Source organism: Xenorhabdus sp. PB62.4, from assembly GCF_014467285.1.
In the GTDB taxonomy this organism is placed as follows: domain Bacteria; phylum Pseudomonadota; class Gammaproteobacteria; order Enterobacterales; family Enterobacteriaceae; genus Xenorhabdus.
Genome location: NZ_NKHR01000018.1, coordinates 23295 through 40415 on the forward strand (window position 1 = coordinate 23295; position 17121 = coordinate 40415).

Consider the following 17121-nt stretch of genomic DNA (forward strand, 5'->3'; position numbering starts at 1 on the left):
GCTTATGTTACGAAAAATGACGACTTTTTTGTTTATGTCCCTATCTTATCCTGCAATGGCTCATTCTCCGTCAACTTCAAATTCTGGAACTATTCATTTTCAAGGTGCTATCGTCGATCCTCCATGCCAATTTAGTTGGGATGAAGAACATACTGAAATGGTTTGTTGGTATAATGGCGAAAAAATAACTCAAGATAAAGTAATTGAATATCAACAGGATAAGAAGATTCTGTTGTCTCTTCGAAAACATATCGGAACAGAAGAAATCAGATGGGTGGGAGAAAATAAGAAATTAGGCATTATTACTATAACTTATCACTAAATGTTATATGTAATAAATATAATTATCTTGTTTGTTTTATTTAAATAATATAAATGAAATTTGCAGAAATTATTTGTGATTTAGTTCAATGAACGATTTTTAATAACATTTTTGTAAATTATTTAATAAAGACATTAACTTTATTTTTTAGTTAAAGATTCACTTTTGATATTTATCAATAAAATGTGTCAATGTCGTATTTTTTTCATGTGAAATAGTTATGATGAAAAGGAAGGAATAAAAAGTAGTTGAGTCTGAGTTAATGGAAAAACGAAAGTGAGGTGACCATGCGAAATTATCTTAAATTGCTAATTAGCTGTTTGTTGGTTTCATGGCTTTCTTATGGGTATGCAGAATCTAATGGAGGAGTAATTCGGTTTTCAGGTGCAATTGTTGATCCAGGATGTCAAGTTGTCGTATCAAATATTCAAGCTAATATCTCTTGCTATCGGTTAGGGAAAAACCTCACTGTTAAGCAAATCATCTCAACTAAGAAAACAACAAATAATGTTATGCTTCCCGGGAATATTGGTGTTTCCAGTGTGAAGTGGACGGATAACCAAAAACGAGTGGCAATCGTTAATGTGGATTATTTCTGATTTAATAGGTAATGAGTTGCTCTTTTTATCGAATATTATTTCGACGAAGAGAGCAGCTCATATTTAAAGAGTATAGGATTAATCACAACGTCCCATATAACGACGTTCTGCAATATGAATGCGGATTTTTTCGCCTGAACTCAGATACTCAGGAACTTGAATAGTCAACCCTGTACTCATTTTGGCGGGTTTAGTTCTGGCACTTGCTGATGCGCCTTTAATACCCGGAGATGTTTCTTCAATGACCATATCAACAGTTTGTGGTAATTCAAGAGCCAGTAATTGTCCATCCATTGTTAGGACTTGCATTCCCGGTAAACCCTCTTCTGGAATGAAAAGTAATTCTTCTTCGATTTGATCTTTCTTGAAGTGATAGGGGGTGAAATCTTCATCATCCATAAAGATATATTCATCACCATCAATGTAAGAAAAACTTACACTACGGCGAGTTAATGTGATGGTTTCAAGAATGTCATCACCTTTGAAACGCTCTTCCACTTTCTGACCAGTACGAATATCAGTAAAACGCATTTTATACAAAGTGCTGGCCCCGCGTGCGCTAGGAGACTGAATATCGATGTCTTTGACTAATAGTAGTTTTCCATTGTAGCTGATTGCAGCACCGCGTTTAATTTCATTGGCTTTAGCCATAGATACCTTCCATAAGAACGAGGAAATAGTGGAATGAATATTCAAGTGGCGACAAAATTACTCGCAGTCGGTCTGTTAGGCAAGAGTTGAATGAATTCCCCAGTAAAAATACTGGGGAATAAGGAAGGTATCAGCGATAAGTAGGCAACAAATTAAACAAAGAGAGAATATGGGCTGTCGCATTGATCAAGCCGAACAGAATAACAAAGACTATCAGAAAATTACCGCCCGGAACTCGATAGCCAGATGTTGGATAACGCTTACGACTAGCTCGAACCATTAACGCAGGGATAATCACTGCCCAGATGGTTGCAGCCAGACCAGCAAAGCCGATTGCGTACAAAAAACCATTGGGGAAAATCAGTGCCAGTACAGTGGGCGGAACAAATGTAATTAATGCTGACTTAAGACGGCCTTTGCCACTGTCATCGAATTTAAAAAAGTCGGCCAGATAATCAAACAACCCCAGCGATACGCCTAAGAATGAACTTGCCAGTGCCATATATGAGAAGGCATTCAGGAACTGGGTTACGGTTACATTGTTGGAGGTATTATCCATTTGTTGCAGTAAGTTACCAATATTGCCCCCATCCGCAATAATTTGTTTGAACGCTTCACGGGGAATGTTTCCCTGAATCACGTACTGCCACAAAATATAGATGACTAATGTTATTAATGTTCCGTATAACAAGCTGCGAGCAACAGCTTTACTGTCTTTGTGATAGTACTTAACAAGCCCGGGAACATTACCGTGATAGCCAAATGAGGCGAGTAGATAAGGCAGGGCGACTAAAGCGTAAGGCAAATAATTCGCTTCGGTATTGGCTTGATCAAATAAAATAGCTGGTTTTACTTCAGTAAACATACCACCGACAGACATGATAAAGGTGATTACCATACCACCTATCAGGATAGTGCTTAAACGGTCTACAGCTTTCGTGGATAACCAGACAATGAAAGCAACGATAAAGGCGAAGATCAGGCCAGCTACGGGTTGTGTTATCGGGATAATATGCCCAATGTTGTGAACAATAATTGAGCTCCCCGCTGAAACATAAGCATAGGTCAGGATATATAGCACAAAAGTGATGGATAAGCCTGTCAGGATGCTCCAGCCATTGCCTAGTAAATCTTGGGTAACCGTATGGAAACTGGAGCCAGCGGGATAATGCAGATTAGCTTCCATAATCATCAGGCTAGAAAAATACAGGCATGCACAGGTATATACCAGCAAAATGATTGAGCCTGTAAACCACACGCCTGAAGTAACGATAGGAATGGAAAACATACCAGCACCGATAGCAGTACCGGCAATAATCATCGCGCCGCCAAATATGGAGGGGCGTTTTAAATTTTGCGTTACCTCAATGGTCATAGAGACTCCCTGATGAATGGTGTTACCTTGTACTAGCGCAAAGATACATTAATGAATAATATGTGTAAATAAATATTTATGGAAACTAATTAAGTCACGTTGTCGCATTTAGGATACATTTGCCGATAACTCAGGTAAGGCAGGTTATTTGAATGAACCTGCCTTAAGGGATATTAAGTTTCTGAGTAGAATTGTGCCTTTTGCCATAGCTTGATGGCATTGCGGCTGGCTTCAAAATGCGGTTCAGGAAGATAATTAGGATCGCACCAAATGAGTTGTGAACATTTCTCTGGTTCCATTAATTTAGGCTCACCTCCGGTATACTGTGCTAACAAACAGACTGAAACTGTGTGTTTTCCTTCTTCATGATAAGTTTCGAGATTATTGCAAATACCATAAACCTTGGGGCTTTGGATTGTCAGACTAATTTCTTCCTGAATTTCACGAATAGCGCAGTCTTCAAACGTTTCGCCAGGATCAACATGCCCGCCAAAGATTGACCAATATGGCGCATGTTTGCTGGTACGTTTTCCCAATAAAACTTCACCCTTATCGTTAACGATAACAACACCTACTCCGACAACAACTGACACTGATATATTCCTCCGGATAGAACCTAATGACGCTGGTTCAGATAGCTTTTAGCTATCTGTAACAGTTTTCTTTTGTTACTTAATAAGAAAACATATTGCAGCATATTTTTACTTTTAGATCGCGGTGACACAATGATCAATCAAGGCGTAATTTTAACTGAAACGATTCAATTTTGATGATATAAATACATAGATAAATCTTAACGTTACTTATGACTGCTTATTCAGGAGAAACCGGGCAAGATGAGCCGCCGAGTTGCCACAATTACCTTAAATCCAGCTTATGATTTAGTTGGTTTATGCCCAGATATTACTAAGGGAACCGTTAACCGTGTACAGACAGCGGGGTTGAATGCTGCTGGTAAAGGAAACAATGTTGCGAAGGTACTGCGTGACTTAGGGATTGATGTTACTGTCAGCGGTTTTTTGGGGCGGGAGAATCAGGAAGGGTTTCAGCAGTTTTTCAGCGAAAATGATATGGTAAATCGCTTCCATTTGGTTTCAGGGCGAACGCGAATCAATGTAAAACTGACAGAAAAACACGGTGAAGTGACGGATTTTAATTTTTCCGGTTTCCATGTAACGCCAGAAGAATGGAATCAATTTGTCAGTAATTCTCTCACGTGGTTGGGGCAGTTTGATATGGTTGTTGTCAGTGGTAGTTTGCCAGAGGGAGTGACGCCTGAGTTGTTTTCAGATTGGATGATACAACTACGACAGTGTTGCCCTTGTGTTATTTTTGACAGTAGCCGTGAAGCTTTCGTTGCGGGCCTTGACGCATTGCCATGGCTGATAAAACCTAATCGCCATGAATTGGAAATTTGGGCAGGTAAGCCACTGCCGGATTTAAACAGTGTGATTGATGCTGCCCATGAGTTACGTAACAGAGGGATTGCCCATGTCGTCATATCATTGGGAGAGCAGGGCGCGTTATGGGTTAATTCCTCTGGCGCGTGGTTGGCAAAACCACCCCATTGTGAGGTGGTCAGCACTGTTGGGGCAGGGGATTCCATGGTGGGTGGATTGGTTTATGGTTTGCTGATGCGTGAATCCAGTGAGCATACGTTGCGTCTGGCAACCGCAGTTTCTGCACTTACGGTCAGCCAGTCGAACGTTGGAATTAGAAGCCGTACTGAACTTGCTTCAATGATGTCAAGGATTGAACTGACTTCAGTCAGATAATCAGCTTTGTTGGGATTTCAGCCAGGCAATTTCCTGAGCCCAAATATCTGGATTGATCGTTTCGAGTACTAAGGGAATACCATTGAAGCGATCATCTTTCATGATATAGCTGAAAGGCGTTTTGCCGATATTACCTTCGCCAAGACTGTGATGCCGGTCAACCCGGCTGGAAAATTCACTTTTAGCATCGTTCAAGTGCATCGCTTTAAGATATTTGAACCCGACTATTTTATCGAATGCCTGAAAAGTTTCATCGCAGTCTTTTTCAGTGCGTAAATCATAGCCAGCAGCGAAAGCGTGACAGGTATCAATACAGACACCAACCCGGCTTTTGTCTTCAACACCGTCAATAATTGCAGCGAGTTGTTCAAATTTAAAACCAAGGTTGGTTCCTTGTCCGGCGGTATTCTCAATGACAGCAATGACGCCTTGTGTTTTGTCTAACGTGATATTAATGGATTCTGCGATACGAGCGAGGCACTTATCTATGTCAATTTTATTGAGATGGCTGCCCGGATGGAAGTTGAGCAGACCGATGCCTAACTGCTCACAGCGTTGCATTTCATCAAGAAAAGCGGCACGGGATTTTTCCAGTGCTTCCGTTTCAGGATGACCAAGATTGATTAAGTAGCTGTCATGGGGAAGAATTTGTCGGTTGCCATAACCATAACGTTCACAGTTTGCCTTAAATTTATCAATAACTTCTGTTGATAGCGGCGGGGCGTGCCACTGGCGCTGATTTTTCGTGAACAGGGCAAATGCTGTTGCTTTTAATTCGTGGGCTCGGATCACCGCCTGATCAACACCACCCGCAGCGCTCACATGGGCTCCAACAAATTTCATATTCTTTTCTCCTATTTTCTCGTCATTATGGCATTGTTTGTTCCGTTGATACAATTTTGCCGGAAACAGTCAATTCAACTGAGAGTTAGATCCTCTTCAGGCTGGATTAGCTAAATAAATGCTGAATGCCTTGATTGATGATTAGCCCTCCCACCATTAGCCAAATAAACAAAATGAGTGCCAATAAAATGGGCTTAACTCCTGCCTGACGAATAGCACTGATATGCGTGGTTAAGCCCAAAGCAACCATTGCCATTGCCAGCATGACGGTATCTATAGCAATGATATTGTTAACAAGGGATTCAGGTAATAAATGAAAGGAATTAAAACCTGCTGTCGCAATAAAGAACACCGCAAACCACGGAATAGTGATTGGGGATTTTTTCTGATCGGTCTGGCAATGTGCTGTTTCCATGCGGTTGATATAACCAGAAAGTAGCAACAAGAATGGTGCCAACAACATCACTCGGATCATCTTGCTAATGACGGCCGCATTTTCAGCATCGCTTCCTAATGTATGCCCAATAGCGACAACTTGAGCGACTTCATGAACAGTTGAACCAGAAAAGATACCAAATGTTTCTTGAGAAAAGTTAAACCACTGGTAATGGGCATTGAGCTGATAAAACCACGGGTAGATAAAGATTGCAAGCGTACCAAAAATTACCACAGTAGATACAGCCACAGCGACTTTGCTGGCAGCGGCTTTGACAACGGATTCTGTTGCCATAACAGCCGCAGCGCCACAAATGCTGCTGCCGGCACCTATCAGAATGACGGTTTGGTTATCCAACTGAAAAAAAGAGCGTCCAACCCATAAGGCGATAAAAAAAGTTGAAGACAGCATAATGACATCAATCAGTATTCCTGTTGCGCCTACTTCGGTGATTTGTTGGAACGTTAATCGAAAGCCGTAAAGAATGATGCCTGCCCGCAACAAATAATGTTTGGCAACATGAACGCCACTATCACAAATGGGTTTTAAAAAAGGATATAGTGTATTGCCGACACAAATTCCTAATAAAATAGCGAGTGTCAGTACGCCTAACCCCATGTTTATAAGCCACGGAATATTACCAATATAGATAGCGAAGGCAGTCAGGATTGCGGTTAATATGAATCCAGGAATTAATTTTATTGCAGTGTGTTGGTGGCTTTTTTCTGGTTCACCGAATTGAGTTTCAGACATTTGGGCTACTCTATTGCTTATGTGTTTTGGGAATAAGCATATATCCAATCTTAAAATCAATAAAATTGATAATTTTTATATATATAACTACTAAAAGTAGTTAATTGCGGGTGACTTTTGTTAAGTTGCATAATACTGTCTAAAATCAAGACTACCTTTCAACTTAATTTGCTTCCCGTGAGGCCATATGCGTATCACTCTGAGACAACTGGAGATTTTTGCAGAAGTTCTGAAAAGTGGTTCAACGACACAGGCTTCTCAGCAGTTGGCGTTATCACAATCTGCGGTGAGTGCTTCACTGACAGATCTCGAAGGACAGTTAGGAGTACGGCTGTTTGATAGAGTGGGGAAACGTCTGGTGACTAATGAACATGGGCGTTTACTCTATCCTAAGGCATTAGCATTACTTGAACAGGCTGGTGAAGTGGAACAGCTTTTCAAACTTGAATTGGGGGCATTGCGGTTAGCGGCCAGTAGCACGATTGGCAACTATATGTTACCTGAAATGCTGGCGAAATATCGTCAGGATTACCCTGATACACCATTAGAATTGAATATCGGCAATACTGAAGATGTCATAAAGGCAGTTGCAGAATTTCGTGTCGACTTGGGATTGATTGAAGGTTTGTGCCATGACCCTGAATTGATCACTCAACCGTGGATGAAAGATGAGCTCATTATCTTTTCTTCGCCGGAAAGTTCATTATTACAGCGTGATCTTACTATTGAGGATTTGATTACAGCACCTTGGATATTGAGGGAAAAAGGATCAGGAACCAGAGAAGTGTTAGATCATCTTTTATTCTCACAAATTCCTCGGTTCAATATCGCAATGGAGTTGGGAAATTCGGAAGCCATCAAACATGCGGTTCAATATGGAATGGGGATCAGTTGCCTTTCACGGAAAGTCGTTCAAGAGCAACTAAAAAACGGGACGTTAACAGAGCTCATAATCCCTGGACTTAGCCTCAATCGCAACCTGTATTTGATTTACCATCGCCAGAAACATATGTCCAATGCACTGCAAAAGTTACTGAATTATTGTCGCTAATGTTAAGAGCATAATCGTGTAGCTTATAATTGGTTATGGATTATGAAGGTATCTTATAACCACGAATCGCTGCTATTCTGGAAACGAGGATTTGTTACAATTCCACATTAAAGTTATTTTAATGATATAGGAATAGAATGTCTCAAGAACAGTGTACGCCACGGGATCAGGCTCCGAAAAACCTGCGCCGTGAATTAAAAGCACGACATATGGCAATGATTGCCATCGGTGGATCAATTGGTACGGGATTATTTGTTGCCTCAGGCGCAACTATTTCTCAGGCTGGCCCGGGTGGAGCTTTACTTTCCTATGCCTTAATTGGCCTAATGGTCTATTTCTTGATGACCAGCTTAGGCGAATTGGCTGCGTACATGCCGGTTTCGGGATCATTTTCAACCTATGGCTCCAAATATGTGGATGAAGGTTTTGGCTTCGCATTGGGCTGGAACTACTGGTATAACTGGGCGGTGACAATTGCTGTTGACCTTGTCGCTGCACAATTGGTTATGGGGTACTGGTTCAGTGATGTTCCTGGCTGGGTATGGAGTGCATTGTTCCTTGGCCTGATTTTTCTGTTGAATTTTATTTCTGTTAAAGGCTTTGGTGAAGCAGAATATTGGTTCTCCTTGATTAAAGTTTCTACGGTTATTGTTTTCATCATCGTTGGTATTCTGATGATCGTCGGCATTATGAAAGGTGCTGAGGGGGCTGGCTGGCATAATTGGGCCGTTGATGATGCGCCATTTGCAGGCGGTTTTGCTGCTATGATTGGCGTAGCAATGATTGTCGGCTTTTCCTTTCAGGGGACAGAATTAATCGGAATCACCGCAGGGGAATCTAAAGATCCGGCGAAAAATATTCCTCGTGCTGTTCGTAAGGTATTCTGGCGTATCCTGCTGTTTTATGTGTTCGCCATTTTGATCATCAGTCTAATCATTCCTTACACTGATCCAAGCTTATTGCGTAATGGAGTGAAAGATATCAGTGTCAGTCCATTCACATTGGTGTTTCAAAATGCCGGATTGCTGTCAGCCGCTGCCATAATGAATGCGGTGATATTGACTGCTGTACTTTCGGCAGGAAATTCAGGAATGTATGCCTCTACCCGAATGTTGTTCACGCTCGCAAGAGAAGGTAAGGCACCGAAAATTTTTGGTCATTTGTCAAAAGGTGGGGTTCCACGTAATGCACTTTATGTAACCACGGTGGTGGCAGGATTGTGTTTCCTCAGCTCTATGTTTGGCAACCAAACCGTTTATCTGTGGTTATTGAATACCTCAGGAATGACCGGGTTTATCGCTTGGTTAGGAATTGCAATCAGTCATTACCGTTTCCGTAAAGGCTATGTTGCGCGCGGGCTGGATCTGAATGATCTGCCATATCGTTCCGGTTTCTTCCCTATTGGGCCAATTTTTGCCTTTATTTTGTGTCTGGCAATCACATTGGGGCAGAACTATCAGGCGTTTCTGCAAGATAAGATTGATTGGTATGGTGTTATTGCAACGTACATTGGCATTCCGCTATTTCTGATTATTTGGTTTGGTTACAAATTGAAAAAGAAAACTCGCTTTGTTAAGTACAGTGAGATGGAATTTCCAGTATTCAAATATACTAATAAAGAATAGTTGTGAATAAATATTCAATGGATTGATATTTATTGATTACAACATTATGACTTTTATGTGAAAGAGAGCTGCCTATTCTGTGATAGAATCGGCAGTTTTTATTTTTCAGGGGATTAAGGAAAAAATATAGTCTGTAAATTTGGTATACACCGAATCAATCGCATTGATAAGTATTCTTATTTGCTTTATTGTTAGCGCCACAATTGTTGCATGAAGAGGCTAACTAAAGTGAAGTTTGTATTCCGAGCAGTCGTGAAAAGTATGGGTGTCAGTTTGATAGCAGGCTCTGCCATGATGGCAAGTTTTGCATCTTGGGCTGAAACAGTCACTGATGTTGCTGGACGTACTGTGGAAGTGCCTGAGAAAGTCAATCGGATTTTGTTGGGCGAAGGTCGTCTATTCCATTCTGTTGCACTGCTGGAAGGAGATAAACCTCTGGCTCGCATTGCTGGCTGGCAAGGTGATTTCCGCAAGTTAGATCCACAAACTTACGCCATCTATAAAGCTAAATTCCCTGAAATCGATAACATTCCCCTGATTGGTAATACCAGCGAGGATAGTGTCAGTTCTGAAAAAGTACTTACATTGAATCCTGATGTTGCTATTTTCGGCCTGTCTGGGCATGGTCCCGGAAAAAACAGCGAACTGGTAAAACAGTTGGAAAAAGCGGGTATTCCGGTTGTTTTTGTCGATTTCCGCAATGATCCTTTGAAAAACACATTACCTAGCCTCCGTATGCTGGGCAAAATCCTGCACCGTGAAGAACAAGCAAATGCTTACGCCGATTTTTATGAAAAAAATCTGAAACTGGTGACTGATATTACTGATCGTATACCAGAAGCTGAGAAACCTTCCGTATTTATTGAGTTAAGAGCTGGCTCCAGCGAAGATTGCTGTGGTACGGCAGGTAACGGCAATATGGGGAATTTCATTGACTTGGCTGGAGGCAAAAACATCGCCAAAAATGTATTGCCGTCTCCATTGGGTACAATGAATCTGGAAAAAGTGATTGCCGATGATCCTTATATCTATATTGCAAGTGGTGCACAAGATCCGGGTGATAAAGATGAGGGCATTAAAATGGGAGCTCAGACTTCCGCAGATATTGCCCGTGCTGGATTAAAAGCCATCACTGAACGTAATGGCATCAACACGTTAACCGCAGTGAAAGAAGGCCGTAGTTATGCTATTTGGCACCACTACTACAATTCTCCTTATAATGTTGTTGTTACGCAAATTTTTGCCAAATGGTTCTACCCTGAAAAATTTGCTGACTTAGATCCACAGCAAACATTGAAAGAGCTTCACAATAAATTCTTGGCTGTTGAACCAGCAGGTACGTATTGGGTTAGTGAGAAATAAGTAGTAACAGGTAATAAAAATGAGCGTCACTACCGAGCCTATGCCAATGGTGAAACAGAAATTGAATGAGTGCGATATAAAAGCACATTATCGTCATATCCTGCGTCGACGTGTTGCATGGATATTGTTCATCATTTTGGTGATTGGCACTTCTGTTGTACTGGATTTTACAATGGGGCCATCGGGGTTATCACTGCAAACCCTTTGGCAAACACTGGTTTCACCGGAAAGTGTTAACGCAGCAACACGGGTGATTGTTTGGGATATTCGATTACCCTATGCTCTGATGGCGGTAGTGATTGGCCTGTCTCTCGGGCTGGCCGGTGCTGAAATGCAGACAATCTTGAATAACCCATTAGCCAGCCCGTTTACTTTAGGTGTTTCCAATGCCGCTTCTTTTGGTGCGGCATTGGCGATTGTGCTTGGAATTGGTATTCCTGGCGTTCCGGATCAGTGGTTCATCTCGGCAAATGCTTTTCTTTTTGCATTGCTGGCCGCGTTGATGCTTGATGGCATTACCCGCTGGACCAGAGTGGCAACCTCCGGTGTTGTATTGTTCGGTATTGCGATGGTATTTACCTTCAATGCGCTGGTTTCTATGATGCAATTTATCGCCACGGAAGATACCTTGCAGGGTTTGATCTTCTGGACAATGGGGAGCCTTTCCAGAGCGACGTGGGAAAAATTGGGCGTTATGATGCTGGTCCTTTCCGTTATTATGCCTATCTCAATGAGCAACTCTTGGAAATTGACCGCGTTGCGTCTGGGAGAAGATCGTGCTACCAGCTTTGGAATCAATATCAGCCGCCTTCGTTTAGGAACATTACTGCGTATTAGTATCTTGACTGCATTAGCGGTTGCGTTTGTTGGTCCAATTGCTTTTATCGGGTTAGTGGCACCTCATATCGCCAGAATAATGTTTGGTGAAGATCATCGTTTCTTTCTGCCTGCAAGTGCATTAATTGGCGCATTGGTTTTGTCGATGGCCTCCATTGCCTCTAAGAACTTGATCCCGGGTGTCATTATACCGGTGGGGATCGTGACATCGTTAGTTGGTGTGCCTTTCTTCCTTAGCATAGTTTTACGCCATAGGGGGAATGTATGAGTCAGGGGCTAAAAATAAATCGTTTGATAACGGGGTATTCGAAACATCCTGTTATTCAGAATCTGGATGTTAAGCCATTACCGCGTGGTCAGATTACCGTATTGCTGGGGCCGAATGGTTGTGGAAAATCCACGCTATTACGTGCCCTGGCGGGTTTGAATAAAGCCAGTGGTGAACTATTGTTGGATGGGCAGGATTTGATGCAGATGAATTTTGCCCAACGCGCAAAAAGCGTGGTGTATTTGCCTCAATCGCTACCAGCGGGCGTTCATCTCCACGTACTCGAATCTGTGATTGTTGCTCAGCGAGCATCAGGTGGCATAAGCAATAGCCAGTGTGAGAAAGAAGTCATGGAGCTACTACGCCAGCTCGGTATCGATCATTTGGCTCTTAGCTACTTGGATCAATTATCGGGTGGTCAGAAGCAATTGGTTGGATTGGCTCAGTCATTAATCCGCCATCCGGCTCTGTTATTACTTGATGAACCATTAAGTGCACTGGATTTAAATTACCAGTACCACGTCATGGATTTGGTTGCACGCGAAACGAAACGTCGTAATATTATTACGGTTGTTGTTGTTCACGATATAAATATTGCATTGCGTCATGCAGACCATGTATTAATGCTAAAGAAAGGCCAATTAATTTCTGAAGGTGCACCTGAACAGGTTATCACATCTGATAGTTTGGCTGAGGTTTATGGTATCAAAGGCCGAATTGAGCGTTGTTCTCAGGGGGTTCCACAAGTATTAATTGATGGTTTAGTGACGGAATTGGCGAGTTAGAATAATAAAAAATATAAACTGTTTTATTAAATTAAAAAGTCATTAATTTAATAAACATAACACTGACAGGGATAAATATTTATCCCTGTATTACGAGTGTATGTCGATTATCCATATTAAATTAATTCTATTCTACCTCTTGGAGAATCGGGAATGGCTGTTTTTGCAAAGAAAAAAATCGTATTAGGTATTATTGCTGTTATCTCATCCAGCACTGTTTTGACTGTTAATGCAGCTAATGGCGGTGAAGATAAAATAGTTGTAACAACCGCAGCGGGTTTCCAGCAAAAAATTGAAGATGCACCTGCTTCTATTTCTGTTGTTAGCCGTGAACAATTGGAAACTAAAGCTTACCGTGATGTGACGGATGCATTGAAAGATGTGCCAGGAGTGGTTGTTACGGGCGGTGGAAGCAGTAGCGATATTAGTATTCGTGGTATGGCTTCGAAATATACCATGATTCTAGTTGATGGTAAGCGTGTTGATACCCGTAGCACCCGTCCAAATAGTGATGGTTCAGGAATTGAACAGGGATGGTTACCACCATTGGCTGCAATTGAGCGTATTGAAGTGGTACGAGGGCCGATGTCTTCTTTATACGGCTCTGATGCTATGGGGGGAGTAATTAATGTTATTACTCGTAAGGCACAGAAAAAATGGCATTTAACTCTGAATGCAGATGCTACCCTGACTGAAAGCAAAAAATCTGGTAACAGCTATCAGAAAAGCATCTATGCTGCAGGCCCAGTCATTGAGGGATTGCTAGGTTTGAGAGTAAATGGTCTATATTCGCATCGCAATGAAGATAAGTTTTTAGGTGGATTTAGAGAGCAGGAGATGCGCAATGGTGCGGTTGCTCTGTCTTTAACTCCAGATGAGCAAAATGATTTTACTTTTGAAGCAGCCCGCTATGAACAAGATCGCGACTCAACGATTGGTAAGACACGCGACTGTCAGCCAAAATCTTGTGAAAATGATATAAGCCGTTATAAAAGAAACAATTATTCCATTACTCATCATGGTGTTTATGATTTTGGAACGACGACGTCTTATATTCAAAGAGATGAATCTCGTAATCCTGAACGTGAAATGACAAACAACGATACGATATTTAATAACCATACGACGTTTATTTTTGATGACCACACAATAAGTATTGGTGGTCAATATCGTTATGAAGATTTGCGAGACAATAGTAACAAACTACCTTCAGCCAAAAATGTTAATAAGTTAACTCGTTGGAGTTGGGCATTAGTTGCAGAAGACGAATGGCAAATGATCAATGATTTTGCTCTGACTGGCGGAGTTCGGTTAGATAAAGATCAAAACTTCGGCATGCATTGGACACCTCGTTTATATGGAGTATGGCATGCTGATGAGCAATGGACTATTAAGGGTGGTATTTCTACAGGTTATCGTTCTCCTGATATAAGACAAGTTGCCCCTAACTGGGGACAGACAACGGGCGGACGTTCCAGTAAGGGCATGATCTTAGGTAACTCAGACCTCAAGCCAGAGAAAAGTGTTAATGAAGAAATTAGTATCATCTGGAATAACCAAGAGAACTTTAATATTGGTGTAACTGTGTTTAATACTGATTTCAAAGATAAAATCACTGAAATTAAAGATTGCGAGAAAGATTGTAATCTAGGTGGTGAGAATTATGACTTTATTAACAAACGTATAAATGTTGATAAAGCTAATATTCGCGGTGTTGAAACTACCATGAATTGGGATATCGTTGAGAGTCTATCATTGGCTGCAAGCTATACTTATACCGATTCTGAGCAGAAAAGTGGTAATTTCAAAGGACAGCCTTTAAATAAAATGCCAACACATATGGCGAATGCAACCCTGAACTGGCAACCTTTATCCGAGTTGAATACATGGACTCGTATCAATTTCCGAGGTAAAACAAAAAATTATCAGTATCGCTCTAGTATGAGAGATGGAACCCCTTCTTATACATTTGTCGATCTAGGGATGGCTTATAATTTGGCTAAAAATCTACGCTTGTTAGGCGGGGTTTACAATGTTTTTGATAAACGAGTCACTGAAGAAAGCCATGATGCAGTACTCGATGGCCGCCGTTACCATATCGGCATCAATTATGACTTTTAATTAATATTTCACTTTTTTATTAATATTAGTCATTATACTTAATATTTAGACGTAATATAAAATCATCCCGCATCAATTTTATGATGGTGGGATGATTTTTTTGACATCAACGTCATCATAATTAATTGGCTCATAGTTTCTCTCTGTGCTAAAAATTTACAGAGGCTAATCAATGGATATGATGGCGTTAAATTTCAGCACTGACTCAGTAAGAGCCTGTTCTCTAAGGCTCTGTAGTGTCGTAAAAAATAATAGATTTTTAGTGTCATAGCGCTTGCTATTTCTGGACTCGAAGTGCAAAATGCGTGCACTAAAAATAACTGATGCGTAAATATGCATCAGTTATTTTTTTTGCGTTGAGTTATTTTTTACAACACCAAGAGGCCGGATTTTGTTCCGGATCGATACTGACCAATAAGCAACCATAACTGAAACAAGGTTGCTGTACTGAGGAATGCAAATATGGAGCAATTATTCTCTTTTGCACTTGTGCCGATTGGCGCTCGTTGCTGCAACGATGACTATGGGGCATGGCGCTCTGTTAATTCACCATCCTCTAATTCTTCTTTCTTTTCTGTTTATAGACAGATGCGAAGTCTACCCAGTAACTATCGATTAAGTAGTTGTATCAGTACCCAAATCGAAGTTATGGGAGGTTTCGCTCATGTCGCATAATTCAATCTCTCTCGGCACTAACCAAGCCAGTGCCAGTAACCGCGTCCAACTGAGAAAAACCTTGACCTTGTTTCAGGTGGTCATGATGGGCCTTGCTTATATACAGCCAATGACTATCTTTGATACTTTTGGCATTGTTTCCAAATTAACGGATGGGCATGTCGCGACATCTTATGCTATCGCACTGATCGCAATTTTATTTACAGCTTTAAGTTACGGGAAATTAGTAAAACGTTTTCCATCAGCAGGTTCTGCCTATACATATGTACAAAAATCAATGAACCCCCATCTTGGGTTTATGGTAGGTTGGTCATCTTTGCTGGATTATCTGCTTATGCCGATGATCAATATCCTGCTGGCAAAAATTTATCTTCAAGCCATTTTTCCGGGTGTTGATCCTTGGATCTTTGTTGTTGGTTTGGCAATTTTGATGACAGTTTTCAACCTGAGTGGTATCAACGTTGTGGCTAACCTCAACGGTTTGATCGTGGTTGTGCAAGTAGCTGTTATAGTGGCATTTGTTGGTTTATTAATATACGGCGTACATAATGGTGAAGGTGCTGGCACATTGCTCAGTATGCGGCCGTTTACGTCGGAAGAAGCAAAATTGATTCCAATGATAACCGGAGCGACGATACTTTGTTTCTCTTTCCTCGGGTTTGACGGCATCAGTTCCTTGTCTGAAGAAACACCTAATGCAGAAAAGGTCATTCCGAAAGCGATTTTCCTGACCGCATTAATTGGTGGTGTTATCTTCATTGCGGTATCTTATTTCTTACAACTCTATTTCCCTGATATTTCCCGATTTAAAAACCCGGATGAATCTCAGCCGGAAATTATGTTGTATGTCGCTGGGGCACTATTCCAAGCGATTATTTTAGTCTTCTCTTGTGTCACTGTAATGGCTTCTGGTATGGCTGCTCATGCGGGCGTCTCCCGACTGCTTTATGTGATGGGGCGTGATGGTGTATTGCCTGAGAAAGTGTTTGCTTATGTTCATCCAAAATGGCGTACTCCTGCGATTAACGTCCTATTGGTTGGCATTGTTGCTCTATCAGCCTGTTGGTTGAATCTGGTGACTGCAACTGCATTGATTAATTTTGGTGCATTGGTGGCATTTACTTTCGTTAACTTGTCGGTTATCTCGCAATTCTATGTTCGTGAACGCCGCAATAATACACTGAAAGACACCTTGAATTTCTTGATCCTGCCACTTTTGGGGGCCGCAACAGTAGGTGTCTTGTGGATGAACCTGGAAGCAAAATCGATGGAATTAGGTTTGATTTGGGGCGGATTTGGTCTCCTTTATATGTTCTTTGTGACTCGTAGCTTCCGTCAACCAATGCCACAGTTCAGTGAGTCGTGATATCAGTGAATCATGATAGTAAAAGATGATTTCAGGTTGCCGCTGCTACAGGCGTGGTCTGAAAGAAAAGAGTACATTGATACTTTTTTGAAACAGCACCTTCGGGTGCTGTTTTTGTTAGAAAAAAATAGGAAATAGAAAAAGCAGTTACTGCATAAAGAACATTAAAAGGTAGTCGGTGATTAATGGATTCTAAGTTGAAATGCGGATGAAAAAACAACAAATTGTAATGAAAAGGGTATAATAGATAATAATTTCGCCATACCTGATTTCAGCA

The 17121-nt window shown here is 41.3% G+C and carries 16 protein-coding genes; 11 read left to right on the forward strand and 5 right to left on the reverse strand.

Translation table 11 applies throughout. The features are described from left to right. Nucleotides 1-4: 4 nt before the first annotated feature. Together Xenpb_RS14315 and Xenpb_RS14320 are read left to right on the forward strand one after the other, a co-directional pair. Entirely contained in the window at nt 5-322 is a 318-nt protein-coding gene (locus Xenpb_RS14315; RefSeq protein WP_187654943.1) for a type 1 fimbrial protein, read from the forward strand. 287 nt (nt 323-609) lie between these two features. After that, complete coding sequence (locus tag Xenpb_RS14320; protein WP_187654944.1) at nt 610-921, forward strand: type 1 fimbrial protein; 312 nt, start codon at nt 610-612, stop codon at nt 919-921. Between the two features lie 78 nt (nt 922-999). Here Xenpb_RS14320 and yeiP read toward each other — a convergent pair whose 3' ends face one another. From yeiP to Xenpb_RS14335, 3 genes are all read right to left on the reverse strand, one after another. Then, on the reverse strand, nt 1000-1572 hold the full coding sequence (yeiP, locus tag Xenpb_RS14325) for an elongation factor P-like protein YeiP (RefSeq protein WP_187654945.1): 573 nt from the start codon (nt 1570-1572) through the stop codon (nt 1000-1002). 130 nt (nt 1573-1702) lie between these two features. Beyond that, nucleotides 1703-2947: a tryptophan permease gene (mtr, locus tag Xenpb_RS14330; protein WP_187654946.1), complete on the reverse strand. Its 1245-nt coding sequence runs from the start codon at nt 2945-2947 to the stop codon at nt 1703-1705. Between the two features lie 173 nt (nt 2948-3120). After that, nucleotides 3121-3540: an NUDIX domain-containing protein gene (locus Xenpb_RS14335; protein WP_187654947.1), complete on the reverse strand. Its 420-nt coding sequence runs from the start codon at nt 3538-3540 to the stop codon at nt 3121-3123. Between the two features lie 243 nt (nt 3541-3783). On the opposite strand from Xenpb_RS14335, the gene fruK reads away from it, so the two are divergent. Then, a complete protein-coding gene (gene fruK, locus Xenpb_RS14340; protein WP_187654948.1) occupies nt 3784-4722 on the forward strand; it encodes a 1-phosphofructokinase in 939 nt (312 codons plus the stop codon). Here the strand turns inward: fruK and nfo are convergent, their stop codons facing one another. Both nfo and Xenpb_RS14350 read right to left on the reverse strand, forming a co-directional pair. Continuing rightward, nucleotides 4723-5565, reverse strand: coding sequence for a deoxyribonuclease IV (nfo, locus tag Xenpb_RS14345; RefSeq protein WP_187654949.1), 843 nt, complete (start codon nt 5563-5565; stop codon nt 4723-4725). A 106-nt stretch (nt 5566-5671) separates the two neighbouring features. Further along, nucleotides 5672-6754 carry a YeiH family protein gene (locus Xenpb_RS14350; RefSeq protein WP_187654950.1) on the reverse strand — a complete coding sequence of 361 codons (1083 nt, stop codon included), beginning with the start codon at nt 6752-6754 and terminating at the stop codon, nt 5672-5674. Between the two features lie 187 nt (nt 6755-6941). On the opposite strand from Xenpb_RS14350, the gene yieE reads away from it, so the two are divergent. From yieE to Xenpb_RS14390, 8 genes are all read left to right on the forward strand, one after another. Further along, a complete protein-coding gene (yieE, locus tag Xenpb_RS14355; protein ID WP_187654951.1) occupies nt 6942-7805 on the forward strand; it encodes a DNA-binding transcriptional regulator YeiE in 864 nt (287 codons plus the stop codon). 137 nt (nt 7806-7942) lie between these two features. Further along, a complete protein-coding gene (locus tag Xenpb_RS14360) occupies nt 7943-9430 on the forward strand; it encodes an amino acid permease (RefSeq protein WP_187654952.1) in 1488 nt (495 codons plus the stop codon). 228 nt (nt 9431-9658) lie between these two features. Next, on the forward strand, nt 9659-10792 hold the full coding sequence (locus tag Xenpb_RS14365) for an ABC transporter substrate-binding protein (RefSeq protein ID WP_368666829.1): 1134 nt from the start codon (nt 9659-9661) through the stop codon (nt 10790-10792). A 19-nt stretch (nt 10793-10811) separates the two neighbouring features. Then, on the forward strand, nt 10812-11897 hold the full coding sequence (locus Xenpb_RS14370; RefSeq protein WP_187654954.1) for an iron ABC transporter permease: 1086 nt from the start codon (nt 10812-10814) through the stop codon (nt 11895-11897). Further along, nucleotides 11894-12682: an ABC transporter ATP-binding protein gene (locus Xenpb_RS14375; protein WP_187654955.1), complete on the forward strand. Its 789-nt coding sequence runs from the start codon at nt 11894-11896 to the stop codon at nt 12680-12682. The genes Xenpb_RS14370 and Xenpb_RS14375 overlap by 4 nt, the downstream gene beginning before the upstream one ends. A 153-nt stretch (nt 12683-12835) precedes the next feature. Continuing rightward, nucleotides 12836-14803, forward strand: coding sequence for a ligand-gated channel protein (locus Xenpb_RS14380; protein WP_187654956.1), 1968 nt, complete (start codon nt 12836-12838; stop codon nt 14801-14803). A 462-nt stretch (nt 14804-15265) separates the two neighbouring features. Further along, nucleotides 15266-15478 (forward strand): hypothetical protein, encoded by a 213-nt coding sequence (locus Xenpb_RS14385; protein WP_099113208.1) that lies wholly within the window; start codon nt 15266-15268, stop codon nt 15476-15478. Next, complete coding sequence (locus Xenpb_RS14390; protein WP_187654957.1) at nt 15468-16844, forward strand: APC family permease; 1377 nt, start codon at nt 15468-15470, stop codon at nt 16842-16844. Before Xenpb_RS14385 ends, Xenpb_RS14390 begins: the two co-directional genes overlap by 11 nt. Nucleotides 16845-17121 lie beyond the last annotated feature (277 nt).

Coding starts and splice junctions, on each gene's coding strand:
- Xenpb_RS14315 (WP_187654943.1), top strand. CDS start 5: ATGTTACGAAAAATGACGACTTTTTTGTTTATGTCCCTATCTTATCCT.
- Xenpb_RS14320 (WP_187654944.1), top strand. CDS start 610: ATGCGAAATTATCTTAAATTGCTAATTAGCTGTTTGTTGGTTTCATGG.
- yeiP (WP_187654945.1), bottom strand. CDS start 1,572: ATGGCTAAAGCCAATGAAATTAAACGCGGTGCTGCAATCAGCTACAAT.
- mtr (WP_187654946.1), bottom strand. CDS start 2,947: ATGACCATTGAGGTAACGCAAAATTTAAAACGCCCCTCCATATTTGGC.
- fruK (WP_187654948.1), top strand. CDS start 3,784: ATGAGCCGCCGAGTTGCCACAATTACCTTAAATCCAGCTTATGATTTA.
- nfo (WP_187654949.1), bottom strand. CDS start 5,565: ATGAAATTTGTTGGAGCCCATGTGAGCGCTGCGGGTGGTGTTGATCAG.
- Xenpb_RS14350 (WP_187654950.1), bottom strand. CDS start 6,754: ATGTCTGAAACTCAATTCGGTGAACCAGAAAAAAGCCACCAACACACT.
- yieE (WP_187654951.1), top strand. CDS start 6,942: ATGCGTATCACTCTGAGACAACTGGAGATTTTTGCAGAAGTTCTGAAA.
- Xenpb_RS14360 (WP_187654952.1), top strand. CDS start 7,943: ATGTCTCAAGAACAGTGTACGCCACGGGATCAGGCTCCGAAAAACCTG.
- Xenpb_RS14370 (WP_187654954.1), top strand. CDS start 10,812: ATGAGCGTCACTACCGAGCCTATGCCAATGGTGAAACAGAAATTGAAT.
- Xenpb_RS14375 (WP_187654955.1), top strand. CDS start 11,894: ATGAGTCAGGGGCTAAAAATAAATCGTTTGATAACGGGGTATTCGAAA.
- Xenpb_RS14380 (WP_187654956.1), top strand. CDS start 12,836: ATGGCTGTTTTTGCAAAGAAAAAAATCGTATTAGGTATTATTGCTGTT.
- Xenpb_RS14385 (WP_099113208.1), top strand. CDS start 15,266: ATGGAGCAATTATTCTCTTTTGCACTTGTGCCGATTGGCGCTCGTTGC.
- Xenpb_RS14390 (WP_187654957.1), top strand. CDS start 15,468: ATGTCGCATAATTCAATCTCTCTCGGCACTAACCAAGCCAGTGCCAGT.